The sequence below is a fragment of the Burkholderia aenigmatica genome (assembly GCF_902499175.1).
Lineage (GTDB): Bacteria > Pseudomonadota > Gammaproteobacteria > Burkholderiales > Burkholderiaceae > Burkholderia > Burkholderia aenigmatica.
In genome coordinates, this window is record NZ_CABVQC010000060.1 from 1 (window position 1) to 15,380 (window position 15,380).

The 15,380-nt window shown below is 66.3% G+C and carries 16 protein-coding genes; 6 read left to right on the forward strand and 10 right to left on the reverse strand.

The window, feature by feature from the left end:
• The 6 genes from BDO18943_RS31955 to rpoH all read right to left on the reverse strand — a co-directional run.
• Nucleotides 1-732 (reverse strand): carbohydate-binding domain-containing protein (locus BDO18943_RS31955; RefSeq protein WP_175025435.1); only part of this gene is annotated, 732 nt, incomplete at its 3' end.
• Nucleotides 733-1,312: 580 nt separating this feature from the next.
• Entirely contained in the window at nt 1,313-1,426 is a 114-nt protein-coding gene (cydX, locus tag BDO18943_RS31960) for a cytochrome bd-I oxidase subunit CydX (RefSeq protein WP_043187264.1), read from the reverse strand.
• Between the two features lie 62 nt (nt 1,427-1,488).
• Nucleotides 1,489-2,625: a cytochrome d ubiquinol oxidase subunit II gene (cydB, locus tag BDO18943_RS31965; RefSeq protein ID WP_175025436.1), complete on the reverse strand. Its 1,137-nt coding sequence runs from the start codon at nt 2,623-2,625 to the stop codon at nt 1,489-1,491.
• Nucleotides 2,626-2,656: 31 nt separating this feature from the next.
• Nucleotides 2,657-4,237 (reverse strand): cytochrome ubiquinol oxidase subunit I, encoded by a 1,581-nt coding sequence (locus BDO18943_RS31970; protein WP_175025437.1) that lies wholly within the window; start codon nt 4,235-4,237, stop codon nt 2,657-2,659.
• Nucleotides 4,227-4,505, reverse strand: coding sequence for a cytochrome oxidase putative small subunit CydP (gene cydP / locus BDO18943_RS31975; RefSeq protein ID WP_374101815.1), 279 nt, complete (start codon nt 4,503-4,505; stop codon nt 4,227-4,229). The genes BDO18943_RS31970 and cydP overlap by 11 nt, the downstream gene beginning before the upstream one ends.
• A 367-nt stretch (nt 4,506-4,872) precedes the next feature.
• A complete protein-coding gene (gene rpoH, locus BDO18943_RS31980; protein ID WP_043187270.1) occupies nt 4,873-5,808 on the reverse strand; it encodes an RNA polymerase sigma factor RpoH in 936 nt (311 codons plus the stop codon).
• 361 nt (nt 5,809-6,169) lie between these two features.
• Between rpoH and pagL the strand changes: the two genes are divergently transcribed.
• On the forward strand, nt 6,170-6,739 hold the full coding sequence (pagL, locus tag BDO18943_RS31985) for a lipid A 3-O-deacylase PagL (RefSeq protein ID WP_043187272.1): 570 nt from the start codon (nt 6,170-6,172) through the stop codon (nt 6,737-6,739).
• 45 nt (nt 6,740-6,784) lie between these two features.
• Nucleotides 6,785-7,168, forward strand: coding sequence for a nuclear transport factor 2 family protein (locus BDO18943_RS31990; protein WP_043187274.1), 384 nt, complete (start codon nt 6,785-6,787; stop codon nt 7,166-7,168).
• A 143-nt stretch (nt 7,169-7,311) separates the two neighbouring features.
• On the opposite strand, the gene leuA is transcribed toward BDO18943_RS31990, so the two are convergent.
• Entirely contained in the window at nt 7,312-8,958 is a 1,647-nt protein-coding gene (gene leuA / locus BDO18943_RS31995; RefSeq protein WP_175025438.1) for a 2-isopropylmalate synthase, read from the reverse strand.
• Nucleotides 8,959-9,338: 380 nt separating this feature from the next.
• On the reverse strand, nt 9,339-10,313 hold the full coding sequence (gene ybiB, locus BDO18943_RS32000; protein WP_175025439.1) for a DNA-binding protein YbiB: 975 nt from the start codon (nt 10,311-10,313) through the stop codon (nt 9,339-9,341).
• A gap of 195 nt (nt 10,314-10,508) precedes the next feature.
• On the opposite strand from ybiB, the gene maiA reads away from it, so the two are divergent.
• Nucleotides 10,509-11,153 carry a maleylacetoacetate isomerase gene (gene maiA, locus BDO18943_RS32005; RefSeq protein ID WP_175025440.1) on the forward strand — a complete coding sequence of 215 codons (645 nt, stop codon included), beginning with the start codon at nt 10,509-10,511 and terminating at the stop codon, nt 11,151-11,153.
• An 82-nt stretch (nt 11,154-11,235) separates the two neighbouring features.
• Here maiA and ftsY read toward each other — a convergent pair whose 3' ends face one another.
• A complete protein-coding gene (gene ftsY / locus BDO18943_RS32010; RefSeq protein WP_175025441.1) occupies nt 11,236-12,390 on the reverse strand; it encodes a signal recognition particle-docking protein FtsY in 1,155 nt (384 codons plus the stop codon).
• Nucleotides 12,391-12,605: 215 nt separating this feature from the next.
• Between ftsY and rsmD the strand changes: the two genes are divergently transcribed.
• The 3 genes from rsmD to BDO18943_RS32025 all read left to right on the forward strand — a co-directional run bounded on the left by rsmD (nt 12,606) and on the right by BDO18943_RS32025 (nt 14,155).
• A complete protein-coding gene (gene rsmD / locus BDO18943_RS32015) occupies nt 12,606-13,220 on the forward strand; it encodes a 16S rRNA (guanine(966)-N(2))-methyltransferase RsmD (RefSeq protein ID WP_175025442.1) in 615 nt (204 codons plus the stop codon).
• Nucleotides 13,221-13,331: 111 nt separating this feature from the next.
• Complete coding sequence (gene coaD / locus BDO18943_RS32020; protein WP_031403077.1) at nt 13,332-13,829, forward strand: pantetheine-phosphate adenylyltransferase; 498 nt, start codon at nt 13,332-13,334, stop codon at nt 13,827-13,829.
• A gap of 59 nt (nt 13,830-13,888) precedes the next feature.
• Nucleotides 13,889-14,155: a YfhL family 4Fe-4S dicluster ferredoxin gene (locus BDO18943_RS32025; protein ID WP_175025443.1), complete on the forward strand. Its 267-nt coding sequence runs from the start codon at nt 13,889-13,891 to the stop codon at nt 14,153-14,155.
• Nucleotides 14,156-14,237: 82 nt separating this feature from the next.
• On the opposite strand, the gene hisC is transcribed toward BDO18943_RS32025, so the two are convergent.
• The gene (gene hisC, locus BDO18943_RS32030) at nt 14,238-15,305 is read right to left on the reverse strand and encodes a histidinol-phosphate transaminase (protein WP_175025444.1); all 1,068 of its coding nucleotides are present in this window, start codon (nt 15,303-15,305) and stop codon (nt 14,238-14,240) included.
• Nucleotides 15,306-15,380: the final 75 nt, after the last annotated feature.

Below are 15,380 nucleotides of genomic sequence, written 5' to 3' on the forward strand. Positions count from 1 at the left end.
GTCGGGCAGGGCGAGCTCGACGCCGCGCAGGTCGAGCGTGCCGGGCAGCGGCTGCTCGCGCTTCACGCTCGGCAGCGCGCGGCTCGCGTCGGGCCGCGCGGCCACCGGCGGCGCATTGCCGGTCGAGTTGTTCTGCGCGTCGGCCGGCAGCGATTCGACGTAGCGCAGCTCGTCGTCGGTGTCGTTGTAGCGGAGCACGGCGGGCGGAGCGCCGTCGACGACCACGTACGGGCGCGGGATCACGTCGCTGTAGCGCAGCAGCCAGTATTCGGCGACGAACGGCAGTTCGAGGCGCTCGCCCGGCGCAAGCCGCACCGAGCCCGGTTGCGGCGTCAGTTCGTACAGGTCGCCGGTGAGCCGCCGCAGCGCGAAGCCCGGACGGTCGATCCGCAGCAGGCGGCGGATGCTGTGCAGGTAGAGCTTCCAGCCGCCGTCGGCGATCGCCTGGTGGCCACGGTTCTGCAGGATCAGGCGGCCCGTCGCGCAGGCCGCGCCGTCGGCGCCGAGATCGGCGCACGGCACGCCGGCCACGGCCGCGTGATTGCTGTCGACGGCGACGCGCAACGCGAGGCCGTTCGACAGCCGCGCCGCGAGATCGGCCGGCGGCACCGGGGGACGGGCGGTGCCGGCCGCCGCGACCGCCGCGCTCGACGCTGGCAGCGCGCCGAGCGCGACCGGCGACAGTGCCGCGATCAGCAGGCCGGTAAACAGGGTGGGCAAGGTTCGGTTCATGCGGACTCCTGAGAAAAAAGGGGCGTAGCGGCGTCACGGGATGACGTCGCTGCGGGTGGGTCTTTCAACGGAGCTGCGGGGACAACGGGGTGCGCGGGCGATGCAGCTGCCTTGCGCGCAGTCGGCACGCGTGGGCGTGCGGTTACGGAACGGGTGGCGGGCAGGCGTGCCGGTCGGATCGGCGCGGGCGGGTGCGTGTCTTCATCGGTGGCGCGCGGCAGCGCCTGCTGCTGATGCCGTGGCGGCGCGGCCGGTGGCAAAGGCGCGCGTTCGACCTATACGGACGATGATGGCGACGCTCGCCGACGACGCGCAACCGGTCGCCGCACGGCGACAGCGAGACAGCGCGCAAGCGCGCGCCACATACGGGATTCGCATGTCTCCCCCACCCAGATGGATTCGGCCTGTCAGCGGCCGTGTCCAAAGATCTTATGAAACCTTTTATTGGTATTCAAGTGGTATCAATCTGGCGCTAAATTGGCATCGACGCGCAGGGCCTGCCCGGTCGGCCGGGGCGAAAAAAAACCTCGCGCGAGGCGAGGTTCCTTCCGGACGGTGGCCGCGTGACCGGCCGTACGCGTCAGTCGCGGACGCGTGCTTCCTGCGTCTTCTGCCGCGCTTCGAGCCACATCGCATTGACGATGCCGAACGACAGCGCGACGCCGATACCGAGAATCCAGCTGAAATACCACATGATCCGACTCCTTGCGAAACGGTGGGCGAGGGCGCGTGCGCGCCCCGTCCCGGTTCAAAGCATCAATACATCGAATGCTTGTTCTCTTCGAGCACTTCGTGCGTGACCTTGCCGCGCATCACGCGATACACCCAGCTCGTGTAGAGCAGGATGAGCGGCAGGAACACGATCACCGCGAACAGCATCACCTGCAGCGTCATGTGGCTCGACGTCGAATCCCACACGGTCAGGCTGCTGCGCGGGTCGAGCGACGACGGCATGATGAACGGGAACATCGAGAAGCCGGCGGTGAGGATCACGCCAGTGATCATCAGGCCCGTACAGAAGAACGCCGTCTTCTCCTGCTTCGAGCCGGCGAGCAGCAGCGCGAGCAGGCCGCCCGCAATCGCGACGACGGGCGCCGCGATCATCCACGGGAATTCGCCGTAGTTCGCGAGCCACAGGCCCGAGCCCGCGGCGACGTCCTTGAGCAGCGGGTTCGCGACCGTATCGGTCGGCGCGGCATGCGTGATGTGGAAGCCGCCGATGGTGGACGCGATCAGCACGCCGGCCAGCACGAACAGGACGACCGCGAGGAACGACGCGACGCGCAGAGCGACCGATGCGCGGCGTGCGATCACGCCTTCCGTCTTCATCTTGATGAAGGCCGCGCCGTGCGCGACGAGCATCGTGAGGCTGACGAGCCCGCACAGCAGCGCGAACGGGTTCAGCAGCGCCCAGAAGCTGCCGTAGTAGGTCACGCGCAGGTCGCTGTCGAACTTGAACGGCACGCCTTGCAGCAGGTTGCCGAACGCGACGCCGAACACGAGTGCCGGCACGAAGCCGCCGATGAACAGGCCCCAGTCCCAGCCCGCGCGCCAGCGCGGGTCAGGCCGCTTGCTGCGGTAGTCGAAGCCCACCGGCCGGAAGAACAGCGCGAACAGCACGAGCAGCATCGCGAAGTAGAAGCCGGAGAACGACGCCGCGTAGACGAGCGGCCAGGCCGCGAACATCGCCCCGCCGGCCGTGATCAGCCACACCTGGTTGCCTTCCCACGTCGCACCGACGGTGTTGACGATGATGCGGCGCTCCTCGTCGGTCTTGCCGAGGAACGGCAGCAGCGCGGTCGCGCCCATGTCGAAGCCGTCGGTGACGGCGAAGCCGATCAGCAGCACGCCGACGAGCAGCCACCAGATCAGCTTGAGAGTTGCATAGTCCATAGCGATTCCTTGTTCCGTTTCAGGTGCGTGCTCACGCCGGGGCGCGCTCGCTGGCGGCCGCGATTTCGTGGTGATAGCGGCCGGTATGCAGCGACGACGGGCCGAGGCGCGCGTACTTGAACATCAGCTTGATCTCGATGACGAACAGCGCGGTGTAGAACAGGATGAAGCCCGCGAGACTCAGGTACAGGTCGCTCGGCTGCAGGCTCGACGCGGACAGGTGCGTCGGCAGCACGCCGGCGATCGTCCACGGCTGGCGGCCGAGCTCGGCGACGATCCAGCCGAATTCGATCGCGATCCACGGCAGCGGGATCGCCCACACCGCATAGCGGAGGAACCAGCGGCGGTTGTTCTGCAGCAGTTCGCGGCGCGCGCAGAACCAGAATGCGGCGATGAACGTCGCGACGAACAGGAAGCCGAGGGCCACCATGATCCGGAACGAGAAGAACACGGGCGCGACCGGCGGGATCGTCTTCTTCGCGGCGGCCTTGATCTGCTCGGGCGTCGCGTCGACCACGTTCGGCGTGAACTGCTTGAGCATCAGCCCGTAGCCGAGATACTGCTTGTGCTGGTCGAACAGCGCGCGGGTCGCGTCGCTCGTGTCGCCCTGCTTGATCTTCTGCAGCGCGCCGTACGCGATCATCCCGCTCTGGATGTGCTCCTCGCTGTGCTTCGCGAGGTCACGCAGGCCGATCACCGGTTCGTCGATCGAGCGCGTTGCGATCAGGCCGAGCGCATACGGGATCTTGATCGCGTAGTCGGTGCGCTGTTCTTCCTGGTTCGGAATGCCGATCAGCGTGAACGATGCGGGGGCCGGCTGCGTTTCCCATTCGGATTCGATCGCGGCGAGCTTCATCTTCTGCACTTCGCCGGTCGTATAGCCCGATTCGTCGCCGAGCACGATCACGCAGAGCGTCGCCGCGAGGCCGAAGCCGGCCGCGACCGCGAACGAGCGCAGCGCGAAGTCGACGTCGCGCTTCTTCAGCAGGTACCACGACGACACGCCGAGCACGAACATCGCCGCCGACACGTAGCCCGCCGACACCGTGTGCACGAACTTCACCTGGGCGACCGGGTTGAACAGCACGTCGAACAGGCTCGTCATCTCCATGCGCATCGTCTGGTAGTTGAACTCGGCGCCGACCGGGTTGTTCATCCAGCCGTTCGCGACGAGGATCCACAGCGCGGACAGGTTCGAGCCGAGCGCGACGAGGAACGTGACCATCAGGTGCTTGACCTTCGACAGGCGGTTCCAGCCGAAGAAGAACAGGCCGACGAACGTCGATTCGAGGAAGAACGCCATCAGGCCTTCGACCGCGAGCGGCACGCCGAAGATGTCGCCGACATAGTGCGAGTAGTACGACCAGTTCGTACCGAACTGGAATTCGAGCGTGATGCCGGTGGTCACGCCCATCGCGAAGTTGATGCCGAACAGCTTGCCCCAGAACTGGGTCATGTCCTTGTAGACCTGTTTGCCGGTCATCACGTAAACAGCTTCCATGATGACGAGCAGCCAGGACAGGCCGAGCGTCAACGGCACGAACAGGAAGTGGTAGAGCGCCGTGATGCCGAACTGCAGACGTGACAGATCGACAACTTCACTACTTATCATGGTGGTCTCCCTCGGTAGTTGCAGGCGCCGGTACCGAGAGCAGCTTCTCGGCGACGGCGGCAGGCGGCAACGACATGTGCTCGGCCTGCGGATGATTGAAGAATGCGTATTTGAGCGACATCAGGAGGATCAGCTTGACGATCAGCACCAGGGTGATGTCGCGGGCGAGGGTCGGTCCGCGTGCCCACGCGGCGATGCGCGCGCGCCAGCCGATCGTGCCGGCCGGCCGCGGAGGAGGCGGCGCAGGCTCTTTATTGATCGAGATCAAGGCGATTATCCTGAATCGATTTAGGTCGGATTTGGGGCGACTTTACGTCGGATTTATGACGGCTGTGAAGCTGTTTTAGTCCTTCTGCGCCTGACATGCCAATTTTAAAAGGACGGCTTTCCAATGCCGAGTGCTGCACTGCGGCAGACCGTCGCGAAACACGGGCCGAAATTTGAGGCAGATCAAGGTTATGCGGAAGGGGCCCGCAAACGGCCTATTACCTGACGAATCAGGTCAATTAATCGGCAAAGAAACGGGTGGAGAAACGAACGAAGAAACGAATGAAATGCCGGGGAAAGGACAGGCAAAAAAAAACCGCTGCCGGGCGGGCAGCGGTTTTTGACGAAGCGCTCTAAATCGCAGCGATTTACGCGTATTCGGCGAGGGCAGTGCGCATCTTTTTCATCGCGCTCGCTTCGATCTGGCGGATGCGTTCCGCCGACACGCCGAACTCGGCGGCGAGATCGTGCAGCGTCGAGCCGCCCGAACCGTCGTCGTCGACGTGCAGCCAGCGCGCCTCGATGATGCGGCGGCTGCGTGCGTCGAGTGCGCCGAGTGCCTGCGCGATGCCGTCCGTCTGCAGCGTGTCGCGCTGGCGCGCGGCGAGCACGGCGGTCGGTTCGTTGTGCGAGTCGGCCAGGTAGGCGATCGGCGCGTACGACTCCTCGCCGTCTTCGACCTGCCCTTCGAGCGCGATGTCGCCGCCCGACAGGCGCGTTTCCATTTCGGTCACGTCTTCGCGCTTGACGTTGAGTTCCTTCGCGAGGCCGTCGATTTCCTCGGGCGTCATCGCCTGCAGGCCCTTCTTGTGGCTGCGCAGGTTGAAGAACAGCTTGCGCTGCGCCTTCGTCGTCGCGACCTTCACCGTGCGCCAGTTGCGCAGGATGTACTCGTGGATCTCGGCCTTGATCCAGTGGATCGCATACGACACGAGACGCACGTTCTGGGCCGGATCGAAGCGCTTCACGGCCTTCATCAGGCCGATGTTGCCTTCCTGGATCAGGTCGCCGTGCGGCAGGCCGTAGCCGAGATAGTTGCGCGAGATCGACACGACGAGCCGCAGGTGCGACAGCACGAGGCGGCGTGCCGAGTCGAGGTTGTTGCCTTCGCGGAATTCGGTTGCGTACTGGCGTTCCTCTTCGGCGGTCAGCAGCGGAATGCGGTTGACGGCCTGGATATACGCGTCGATGTTGCCAAGCTGGCCCGGCAACATCGATTGGGCTGCGAGCGCCAGCGAGCCTGCCGATGCGGCCTTGGCCGGCGTCGGGCTCAGGGTGTTCGGGAGGGTCAGGGCGTTGCTCACTAAAAAAACTCCTTTGGAATCAGGGACAAACCCCCGGTCTCGAATGAAATTCCGTGGGCCATCTTAGCACTCCCGCAAGACGAGTGCTAATTCCTTAGAGCAAGCGTGGGCATCGGAGTTCCCACTTTTTCTATCGAGCCGCTCGAGCCGATAGTCTAATCTGCGACAGAGGGAGTGAAGCGAAGTTCCGTAAGCCGTTGTTTCTGATGGTAATCAGTAGACGATTTCAATTTTTGTCGTTTTGGAAGGAAGCCATTTCGCTTTGCGATGCCGATTCGAAAAGTCCTTTACCATACCATTCAGTTCGCTAGAGCCGGCCGAAGCGGCAGGCTCCATTCAACCCATAAAGTTGGAGTGTCAGATGAACAATAAGAAGAATCGCCGGCCCCGCAGCCGGCTTGCGCTGCACGCGATGCTGGCGGCGTCCCTTCTGGGTGGATCGGGTGCGGCATGCGCGGATCGATGGGGGATTCAGGCGGGCGGCGGCTTTTCGGATCGCCGCGGGGTCGACAAGGCCGATCTCGGCGTGGTGTGGGATCCGGGCTGGAACTGGTGGGAAATCGGCGGCTGGCACTTCGCGTTCGTCGTGGAAGGGCACGCCGGCTACTGGCATACCGGTGGCAACGTCCACAGCAGCATCGGCGAATTCGGCGTGACGCCGATGTTCCGCTTCATCAAGAGCGCCGGGGCGATCCGCCCGTTCATCGAGGCCGGCGGCGGCGTCCGGCTGCTGACGCACCCGACGATCTCGGACAGTTTCTCGATGGGGACCGCGTTCCAGTTCGCACCGACCGCGGGGGTGGGCGTGCAGTTCGGCCAACGGCAACAGTATCAGGTCGGCTACCGTTTTGAACATGTGTCTAACGCGGGTATCAAAGAGCCGAATCCTGGTATAAATTTCCACCAGTTCTACTTGCAGTACAACTTCTGATCCGCACGCCCGCGCACGGCGTGCGCGTTGCCGAGGAGTCAGGCGATGGCGAAGGTGGTCGATGCGGTCCGCGCGCTCGAGCGCGACCGGTTCCGGGCGATGGTGGACGGGGACGGCGAAGCGCTCGACACGCTTTTGTCGGACAAGGTGTTCTTCGTGCACACCAACGGCAAACGCGAAACCAAGCAGCAGTTCATCGACGCCATCGTCGCCGGCCGCCGCCGCTATCGCCAGATCGAAATCCAGTCGCAGGACGTGCTGCCCGTCGGCGATGCAACCTGCGTCGTCACCGGGCGCGCGTTGATCGAGATGGAAACGAACAACGGCGGCCTGGTCTTCCCGATTGCGTATACCTCCGTCCACACCCACGAGCAGGGCCGCTGGTGCCTGTTCGCGTGGCAGGCGACGCGGTGCGCGACCGAGACATGAGCGCGCGTGGCGCTCCTTTTCATGTCCCGACCGAAGCGGCCTTCTGGGCCGCTTTTTGTTGCCTCGTGCGGCGCGGATCGCGCGGCGCACGGGCGGTCACGCCCCGCTCGCTGACGTTTGAACCCTGAAACGGAACCCGGCCTTCAGGCCGCCGCGCGGCGATCCGCGCAGTGCCAGGCCGAGCGGTTGATCGCGCTGACGACAGCATCGAGCGCGGCGCTCGCCGCGTCGGCGTGCAGGCCGACGCCGTGCCGCAGCGGCGCATCGCCGACCCGGCAGCCGACCGATACCGCGATCCGCCCGTCCGTCGTGCGCGCGTGTTCGCACGACGCGACGTCGATCGCGGCGTCGGCGGCCGCCGCGAAGGCCGCGGCCAACCGTCGCACGGCATCGTCGGGCGTCGTGTCCATCGCCGCAGCAGCAGCGATCTCGCGGTTCCGCCAGCGCGCGCCACTGCCGTGACGCGCAGCCGGCCCGTCGGTGTCGAAGAATTCGCGTGCGAACAGCGCGCAGATCGCGTCGCCCGTCACTTCCTCGCCGGACGCGTCGGCGAGCGTCTGCACCGCATGGCTGAATTCGATCTGCACCCGGCGCGTCGGCGTGAAGCCCATCCCGCGTTCGAGCAGGAACGTCGCGCCGCCCTTGCCGGACTGGCTGTTCACGCGGATCACCGCGTCATAGCTGCGGCCGAGGTCGGCCGGGTCGATCGGCAGGTACGGCACTTCCCAGGCCGCGTCGGGGCGCTGCTGCGCGAAGCCTTTGCGGATCGCGTCCTGGTGCGAGCCCGAGAACGCGGTGAACACGAGGTCGCCCGCGTACGGATGGCGCGGATGCACGGGAATCTGGTTGCAGCGTTCGACGACACGGCGCACCGCGTCGATGTCGGAGAAGTCGAGGCCCGGATCGATGCCCTGCGTGTAGAGATTCAGCGCGAGCGTGACGAGATCGACGTTGCCGGTGCGCTCGCCGTTGCCGAACAGGCAGCCCTCGATGCGGTCGGCGCCTGCGAGCAGCGCGAGTTCGGCCGCCGCGACCGCGGTGCCGCGGTCATTGTGCGGATGCACGGACAGCACGATGCTGTCGCGATACGCGAGGTTGCGGTCCATCCACTCGATCTGGTCGGCGAATACGTTCGGGCTCGCGGCTTCGACGGTGGCCGGCAGGTTGACGATCATCTTGTGATCGCGGGTCGGGCGCCAGGTTTGCGCGACCGCGTCGCAGATCTCGCGCGCGAACGTCAGCTCGGTCATGCTGAAGGTTTCTGGCGAGTACTGGAAGGTCCACTGCGTGTCGGGGCGCGCGGCGGCGTGCTCCTTGATGATGCGCGTGCCGTCGATTGCGAGCGCTTTCACGTCGGCCTTCGACATCCCGAACACGATGCGGCGGAACGACGGGCAGACCGCGTTGTACAGGTGCACGATCGCGCGCGGCACGCCTTCGAGCGCGTCGAACGTGCGGGCGATCAGGTCTTCGCGCGCCTGCACGAGCACTTCGATCGTCACGTCGTCGGGAATCCGCTTGTCGTCGATCAGCTTGCGGACGAAATCGAAGTCGGTTTGCGACGCCGACGGAAAACCGACTTCGATCTCCTTGAACCCGATCGCCACCAGCATCTCGAAGAATTCGAGCTTCTGCTCGATGCTCATCGGCTCGATCAGCGACTGGTTGCCGTCGCGCAGGTCGGTGCTCATCCAGATGGGCGCGCGCTCGATGGTGCGCGACGGCCATTTGCGGCCATTGAGGCGGACGGGCTCGAACGGGCGGTACTTGTCTTGCGGATTGCGCTGCATCTTCTGGACCTCGGGTCTCAAGTCGCGAGCGAAGACGGGCGGCATGGGCGACGGTTGGCGCTGCCTCGCTCCGCGGCACGTAAGCGCGCTGCGGATGCGGATGATCTTCGCGAATCGGCCGACGGATAGACGGACGAAGGCTGACGACTTCGGGTTGTAAAAACTGCGAGAGGGGTACTGCGAGGAACTGCTGGGAGGGACCGTGCGGACAGCACACGGCGCTACGAAAGCCTTAGGCTAGTCGTAGCGATAGCGGCCGCGCTAGGCGGCCGGAGGTAATTCGGAGGGTGTTCGGAAAGGAACGCATGAGGACAACTCTAAGTCAGGATGCGTTCTCGTGTCAAATGCCCTGCAAGCGGGGCCGGTTCGCGAGCGAGCCGTCAGCGCGCGATGCGGGCGATCTGCACGATCGTCGCGACCTGCCGGGCGACCGTGTCGGGCACCGGCACTTCGCCGCGCAATACGGCGTCGGTCCACACGGCCGTCGCGGCCGCATCGCGCGATTCGGGCAGCGCGACGGGGGACGCATCGGTCGACGAGCGTTCGGCTTCGATCAGCGTGTCGCACACGCCGTCGTGCAGCCAGTCGACCTGCACCTGGCGTCGCGTATCGGCCACGGCCTCGCCCTCGGTGCCGCGTGCCAGCAGTGCGCCGCCGAGCGCGGCGTCCGGATGGTCGCGGAACAGCTGCGCGAGGCTGTCGCGGTACGGCGGGTGCGTGTAGTTGACGAGCCGCAGGCCGGCCGGCGCGAACGGCTGCAGGATCTTCACGAGCGTGTGCGTCGAGTTGCGCACGCCGAGCACGCTGCGCATCGACAGCAGATGTGCGATGCGCGGCGCCAGCACCTCGATCGACGCGAACGCGACGCGGCGCTCGGCGAGCGTGTCCTCGATCGCATCGTGCGATGCCGACGGCGCGAGCGACAGTGCCGAAAAGATCTCGGCGCTCGTCACGCGGCCCGGATCCTGCTCGACGCCATGCACGAGCACCGGCACGCCTTCACGCGCGAGCAGCAGCGCGAGCAGCGGCACGAGGTTCGGCTGCTTGCGCGCGCCGTTGTAGCTCGGGATCGACACGGGGCGGAACGCGGCGTCCTGCACGTGCACCGGCGCGAACGACGCCTGCGCGGCGGCGAGCATCGCGGCCAGCTCGTCGGCGGATTCGCCCTTCAGCCGATAGGCGATCAGGATCGCGCCGAGTTCGACGTCCGACACGCGCGCGTCGAGCATCGCACGATAGAGCTCGAACGTGTCCTCGGCGGACAGCGCGCGTGCGCCGTGCGGGCCGCGGCCGATTTCCTTGATGAAGCGGGCGCACGGGAACGGAACGGCAGCGGGATCGTGGGAAGCGGTCATCGGGGCGTGGGGCGGGCGGCCGGTATCGGGCCGCGCTGTGAGCGGTGAGGAATGCCCCGAGTATCGCACGGGTGCGGCTGTCGCCAAGCGAGCCCGCGCGGCGCGGCGCGCTACACTCTGGTTCCCGGCGGTGCGCGCGCCGGCTGCGCCGCGCCCGTGCCGTTGCCGGCCGAATACGACTACGAGAGACATCCCATGAAGCTCTACAGCTATTTCCGCAGTTCCGCGTCGTACCGCGTGCGGATCGCCCTGAACCTGAAGCAGCTACCGTTCGACTACGTGCCAGTGCACATGCTGCGCGACGGCGGCGAGCAACTGAAGGACGCGTACCGCGCGCTGAATCCGGACGCGGTCGTGCCGACGCTGACCGACGGCGACGCGACGCTGCAGCAGTCGCTCGCGATCATCGAATACCTCGAGGAAACCCATCCGGAACCGGCGCTGCTGCCGAAGCAGCCGGTCGATCGCGCGTATGTGCGTGCGGTCGCGCTGCAGATCGCGTGCGAAATCCATCCGCTCAACAACCTGCGCGTGCTGAAGTACCTGAAGCACACGCTGCAGGTGCCCGAGGAGGCGAAGAACGCGTGGTACCGGCACTGGATCGAGGCGGGCTTCGAATCGCTCGAGACGCGTCTCGCGAGCGATCCGCGCACCGGCAAGCTGTGCTTCGGCGACACGCCGACGCTCGCCGACGTGTGCCTCGTGCCGCAGGTGTTCAATGCGAACCGCTTCTCGATCGACACGACGCGTTATCCGACGATCCAGCGGATCGTCGACCATGCGTCGACGCTCGATGCGTTCAAGGCCGCCGAGCCCGGCGTGCAGCCTGACGCCGAGTGAGCGGAGCGCGCTCTTGGTGACGAGCGGGCGCGCATGAAAAAGGGCGCCCGAAGGCGCCCTGTGCGACGGATGCCGGCGGTGTTCAGCCGAGCAGCGCGTCCGCGAATTCGACTGCGCTGAACGGCTGCAGATCCTCGACCTTCTCGCCGACGCCGATGAAGTAGACGGGCACCGGGCGCTGCCGCGCGATCGCGGCGAGAATCCCGCCCTTCGCGGTGCCGTCGAGCTTCGTGACGATCAGGCCGGTGAGGCCGAGCGCGTCGTCGAATGCCTTGACCTGCGTGAGCGCGTTCTGGCCGGTGTTCGCGTCGATCACCAGCAGCACTTCGTGCGGCGCGCCGTCGTGTGCCTTCGAGATCACGCGCTTCACCTTCTTCAGCTCTTCCATCAGGTGGAGCTGCGTCGGCAGGCGGCCGGCCGTGTCGGCCATCATCACGTCGATCTTGCGCGCGCGCGCGGCGCTGACCGCGTCGAAGATCACCGCGGCCGGATCGCCGCTTTCCTGCTGCACGACCGTCACGTTGTTGCGCTCGCCCCAGACCGCCAGCTGTTCGCGCGCGGCCGCGCGGAACGTGTCGCCCGCGGCCAGCAGCACCGACTGGTCGAAGCTCTGCAGGTGCTTCGCGAGCTTGCCGATGCTGGTCGTCTTGCCCGCGCCGTTCACGCCGGTGATCATCATCACGAGCGGCTGCGCGCGGCCGAGCATCAGCGATTTCTCGAGCGGCGTCAGCAGCTCGACGAGCAGGTCGTGCAGCGCGGCCTTCACCTGCTGCGGGTCGGTCAGGCGGCCTGCGCGCACCTTTTCGCGCAGCGCGCCGAGCAGGTACTCGGTCGCGTCGACACCCGCGTCGGACATCAGCAGCGCGGTTTCGAGCTCCTCGTACAGATCCTCGTCGATCTTCGTGTTGACGAACACGCCGGTGATGCTCGAGCCCGTCTTGGCGAGCCCCGTTTTCAGGCGCGCGAGCCACGATTTCTTCGCGGTGGCGTCCTGCAGCGGCGGCGGAACGATTTCGACCGTCTCGACGACTTCGTCGCGGCCGTCGTTGGTCGGCGTGACCGTCATCACGACGGCCGGCGCGGCCGGTTGCGCGGGCGCTTGCGGCACTTCGACCGCAGGCGGAGCCTCGAGCGCGGACGCATCGGACGGTTCGTCCGTTTGCTGCGCGTCGGCCGATTGCGATTCCGCCGGATCGGGCTCCTGCGTTTTCTTGAATCGTTTGAAGAAGCTGAACATGGTCTGACGTCGGGAAGAGGGTGGGCCGCCGCCAGGGGCGGGCACCGGACGGGCCGTTCTGCGTTCGCGCGGGCGCGGCGCACGGCGGCCGAAACCGTGCATTTTATCAGTGCGGCGGGGCGCTCGCGTCAGTGTGCGCCGCCGCTGTGGTAACGTGCGCCTGTTTGGCGGTGCGCCCCCGCGCGCGCCCGGTCCCTCCGTCGTCGATATTCCGTATGTCCCGTTCCTCTTCCGGCCGCCCGGCGGCCCCTTCCAGCCGCGGCAAGCCGCACACGATCCGCATCATCGGCGGTGACTGGAAACGCACGCCGCTCGCGGTGCTCGATCTCGACGGCCTGCGGCCGACGCCCGATCGCGTGCGCGAGACGCTGTTCAACTGGCTCGGCCAGGATCTCGAAGGCCGGCGTTGCCTCGACCTGTTCGCGGGCACCGGCGCGCTCGGTTTCGAGGCCGCGTCGCGTGGCGCGGTGAGCGTCGTGATGGTCGAGCGTCATCCGCGTGCCGCGCAACAGCTGCGCACGATCAAGGACAAGCTCGGCGCGCGTGCGGTCGAGGTCGCGGAAGCGGACGCATTGCGGCTCGCGGCCGGGCTCACGCCGGGCGCGTTCGACGTCGTGTTTCTCGATCCGCCGTTCGGCGATCTGGCCGTGCTCGAGCGCGCGATCGCGCTGGCGGCATCGCTCGTCGCGGCGGGCGGCGCGCTGTACGTCGAGACGGGGGCGGAGCTCGATCCGGCCGCGCACGACGCGCTCGCCGGCTGGCAGGTCGTGAAGCACGGCAAGGCCGGTGCGGTTCACTATCATTTGCTGCGGCGCGAAAATGATGAATAATGCGCGTTCCATACGAGGCGGCGCGCCGCAAAGGCGACGCATGCCCATCTCGGCAGCGGCGTGCGCATCGCACGGCTGCCATCCCGTTTGCGTGATGACAGGAGGAGCGACATGGTAGTCGCCGTGTATCCCGGTACGTTCGATCCGCTGACACGCGGGCACGAAGACCTCGTGCGGCGTGCGTCGAGCATTTTTGATACGCTGGTGGTCGGTGTTGCCGACAGCCGCGCGAAAAAGCCGTTCTTCTCGCTGGAAGAACGTCTGACGATTGCGAACGAGGTGCTCGGCCATTATCCGAACGTGAAGGTGATGAGTTTCACCGGCCTCCTGAAGGATTTCGTCCGCACCAACAATGCGCGCGTGATCGTGCGCGGCCTGCGCGCCGTGTCCGATTTCGAATATGAGTTCCAGATGGCGGGGATGAACCGCTACCTGCTGCCCGACGTCGAGACGATGTTCATGACGCCGTCCGATCAGTACCAGTTCATCTCGGGGACGATCGTGCGGGAAATCGCGCAGTTGGGCGGCGATGTCAGCAAGTTCGTGTTCCCGTCCGTCGAGAAGTGGCTGACCGAGAAAGTCGCTGCGATGGGAGGCCCTGCCGCGTGATGCGGCGACGGCCGGTTTCGTTGCGAAGCCGGCCGCTGGCCTGAAGAAGTGAGATCAGTATGTCTTTGATGATTACCGACGAGTGCATCAATTGCGACGTGTGCGAGCCCGAGTGCCCGAACGGCGCGATTTCGATGGGCCCGGATATCTACGTGATCGACCCGAACAAGTGCACCGAGTGCGTCGGCCATTTCGACGAACCGCAGTGCCAGCAGGTGTGTCCGGTCGAATGCATTCCGCGCGATCCGCAGCATGACGAATCGCACGCGCAATTGATGGAGAAGTATCACGCGTTGACCGCCGGGAAGGGCGACGACGCGTCGTGACCCGGAGGTGACGCGCGCGTTCGTTCGTCGGCACGCACGTCACGCATCCCGATCGGCGCCGCCTGGCGCCGGTTCTTTCGTCTCAGGCCAGCAGCTCGCGCAACGCCGCGACGAGCGCATCGCATTCGGCGTCGGTGCCGACGGTGATGCGCAGGTGCTGGTCGATCCGCGGCAGCCGGAAGTGCCGCACGAAAATTTCCCGTTCCTTCAGTTTTACCGTAATCGCGCCCGCGTCGTGCGCGGGATGGCGCGCGAACACGAAATTCGCGGCCGACGGCACGACGTCGAAACCGAGCGTGTCGAGCGCGTGCGTGAGCCGCGTCCGGCTGTCGATCACGCGCCGGCAGGTTGCGCTGAAATAATCGGTGTCTTCGTACGCGGCCTGCGCGGCAACCTGCGCGAGCCGGTCGAGCGGGTACGAGTTGAAGCTGTCCTTCACGCGGTTCAGCGCGTTGATCAGCGCGGCATCGCCGAACGCGAAACCGACGCGCATGCCCGCAAGCGAGCGCGCCTTCGACGTCGTATGCACGACGAGCAGGTTCGGATGGCGGTCGATCAGCGTAATCGCGGACTGCGCGCCGAAGTCGACATAGGCTTCGTCGATCACGACGACCGACGACGGATTCGCGGCCGCGATCCGCTCGACGTCCGCGAGCGGCAGCGCGCGCCCGGTCGGCGCGTTCGGATTCGGAAACAGCACGCCGCCGGCATCGTCGAGATAGTCGTCGACGCGGATCGAGAAGTCGTCCGCGAGCGGCACGATCGACGTCTGGACGCCGTACAGGCGCGCATAGGTCGGATAGAAGCTGTACGTGATGTCGGGGAAGCGCAGTGGCCGGTCGTGCTTGAGCAGCGCCTGGAACGTGTGCGCGAGCACCTCGTCGGAGCCGTTGCCGACGAACACCTGCTCGGGCTTGATGCGATGATGGGCCGCGACCGTCTCGCGCAGCGCGCGCGCAACCGGGTCGGGATAGCGGCGCAGCGTGTCGCCGGTCTCGCCGAGTTCGCGCGCGATCGCCGCGACGACGCGCGGCGACGGCGGATAGGGATTCTCGTTGGTGTTCAGCTTGACGGGGTGTGCGAGCGCGGGCTGCTCGCCCGGCACGTAAGGCACGAGTTGCTGAACGACGTCGCTCCAGTAACGGCTCACCGCTTGGCTCCTGTCGGGCAAAGCGACCAGATTACCGCATGTGCGCGCAGGGTGGGGCGGGCGGAGCCGCCCGGT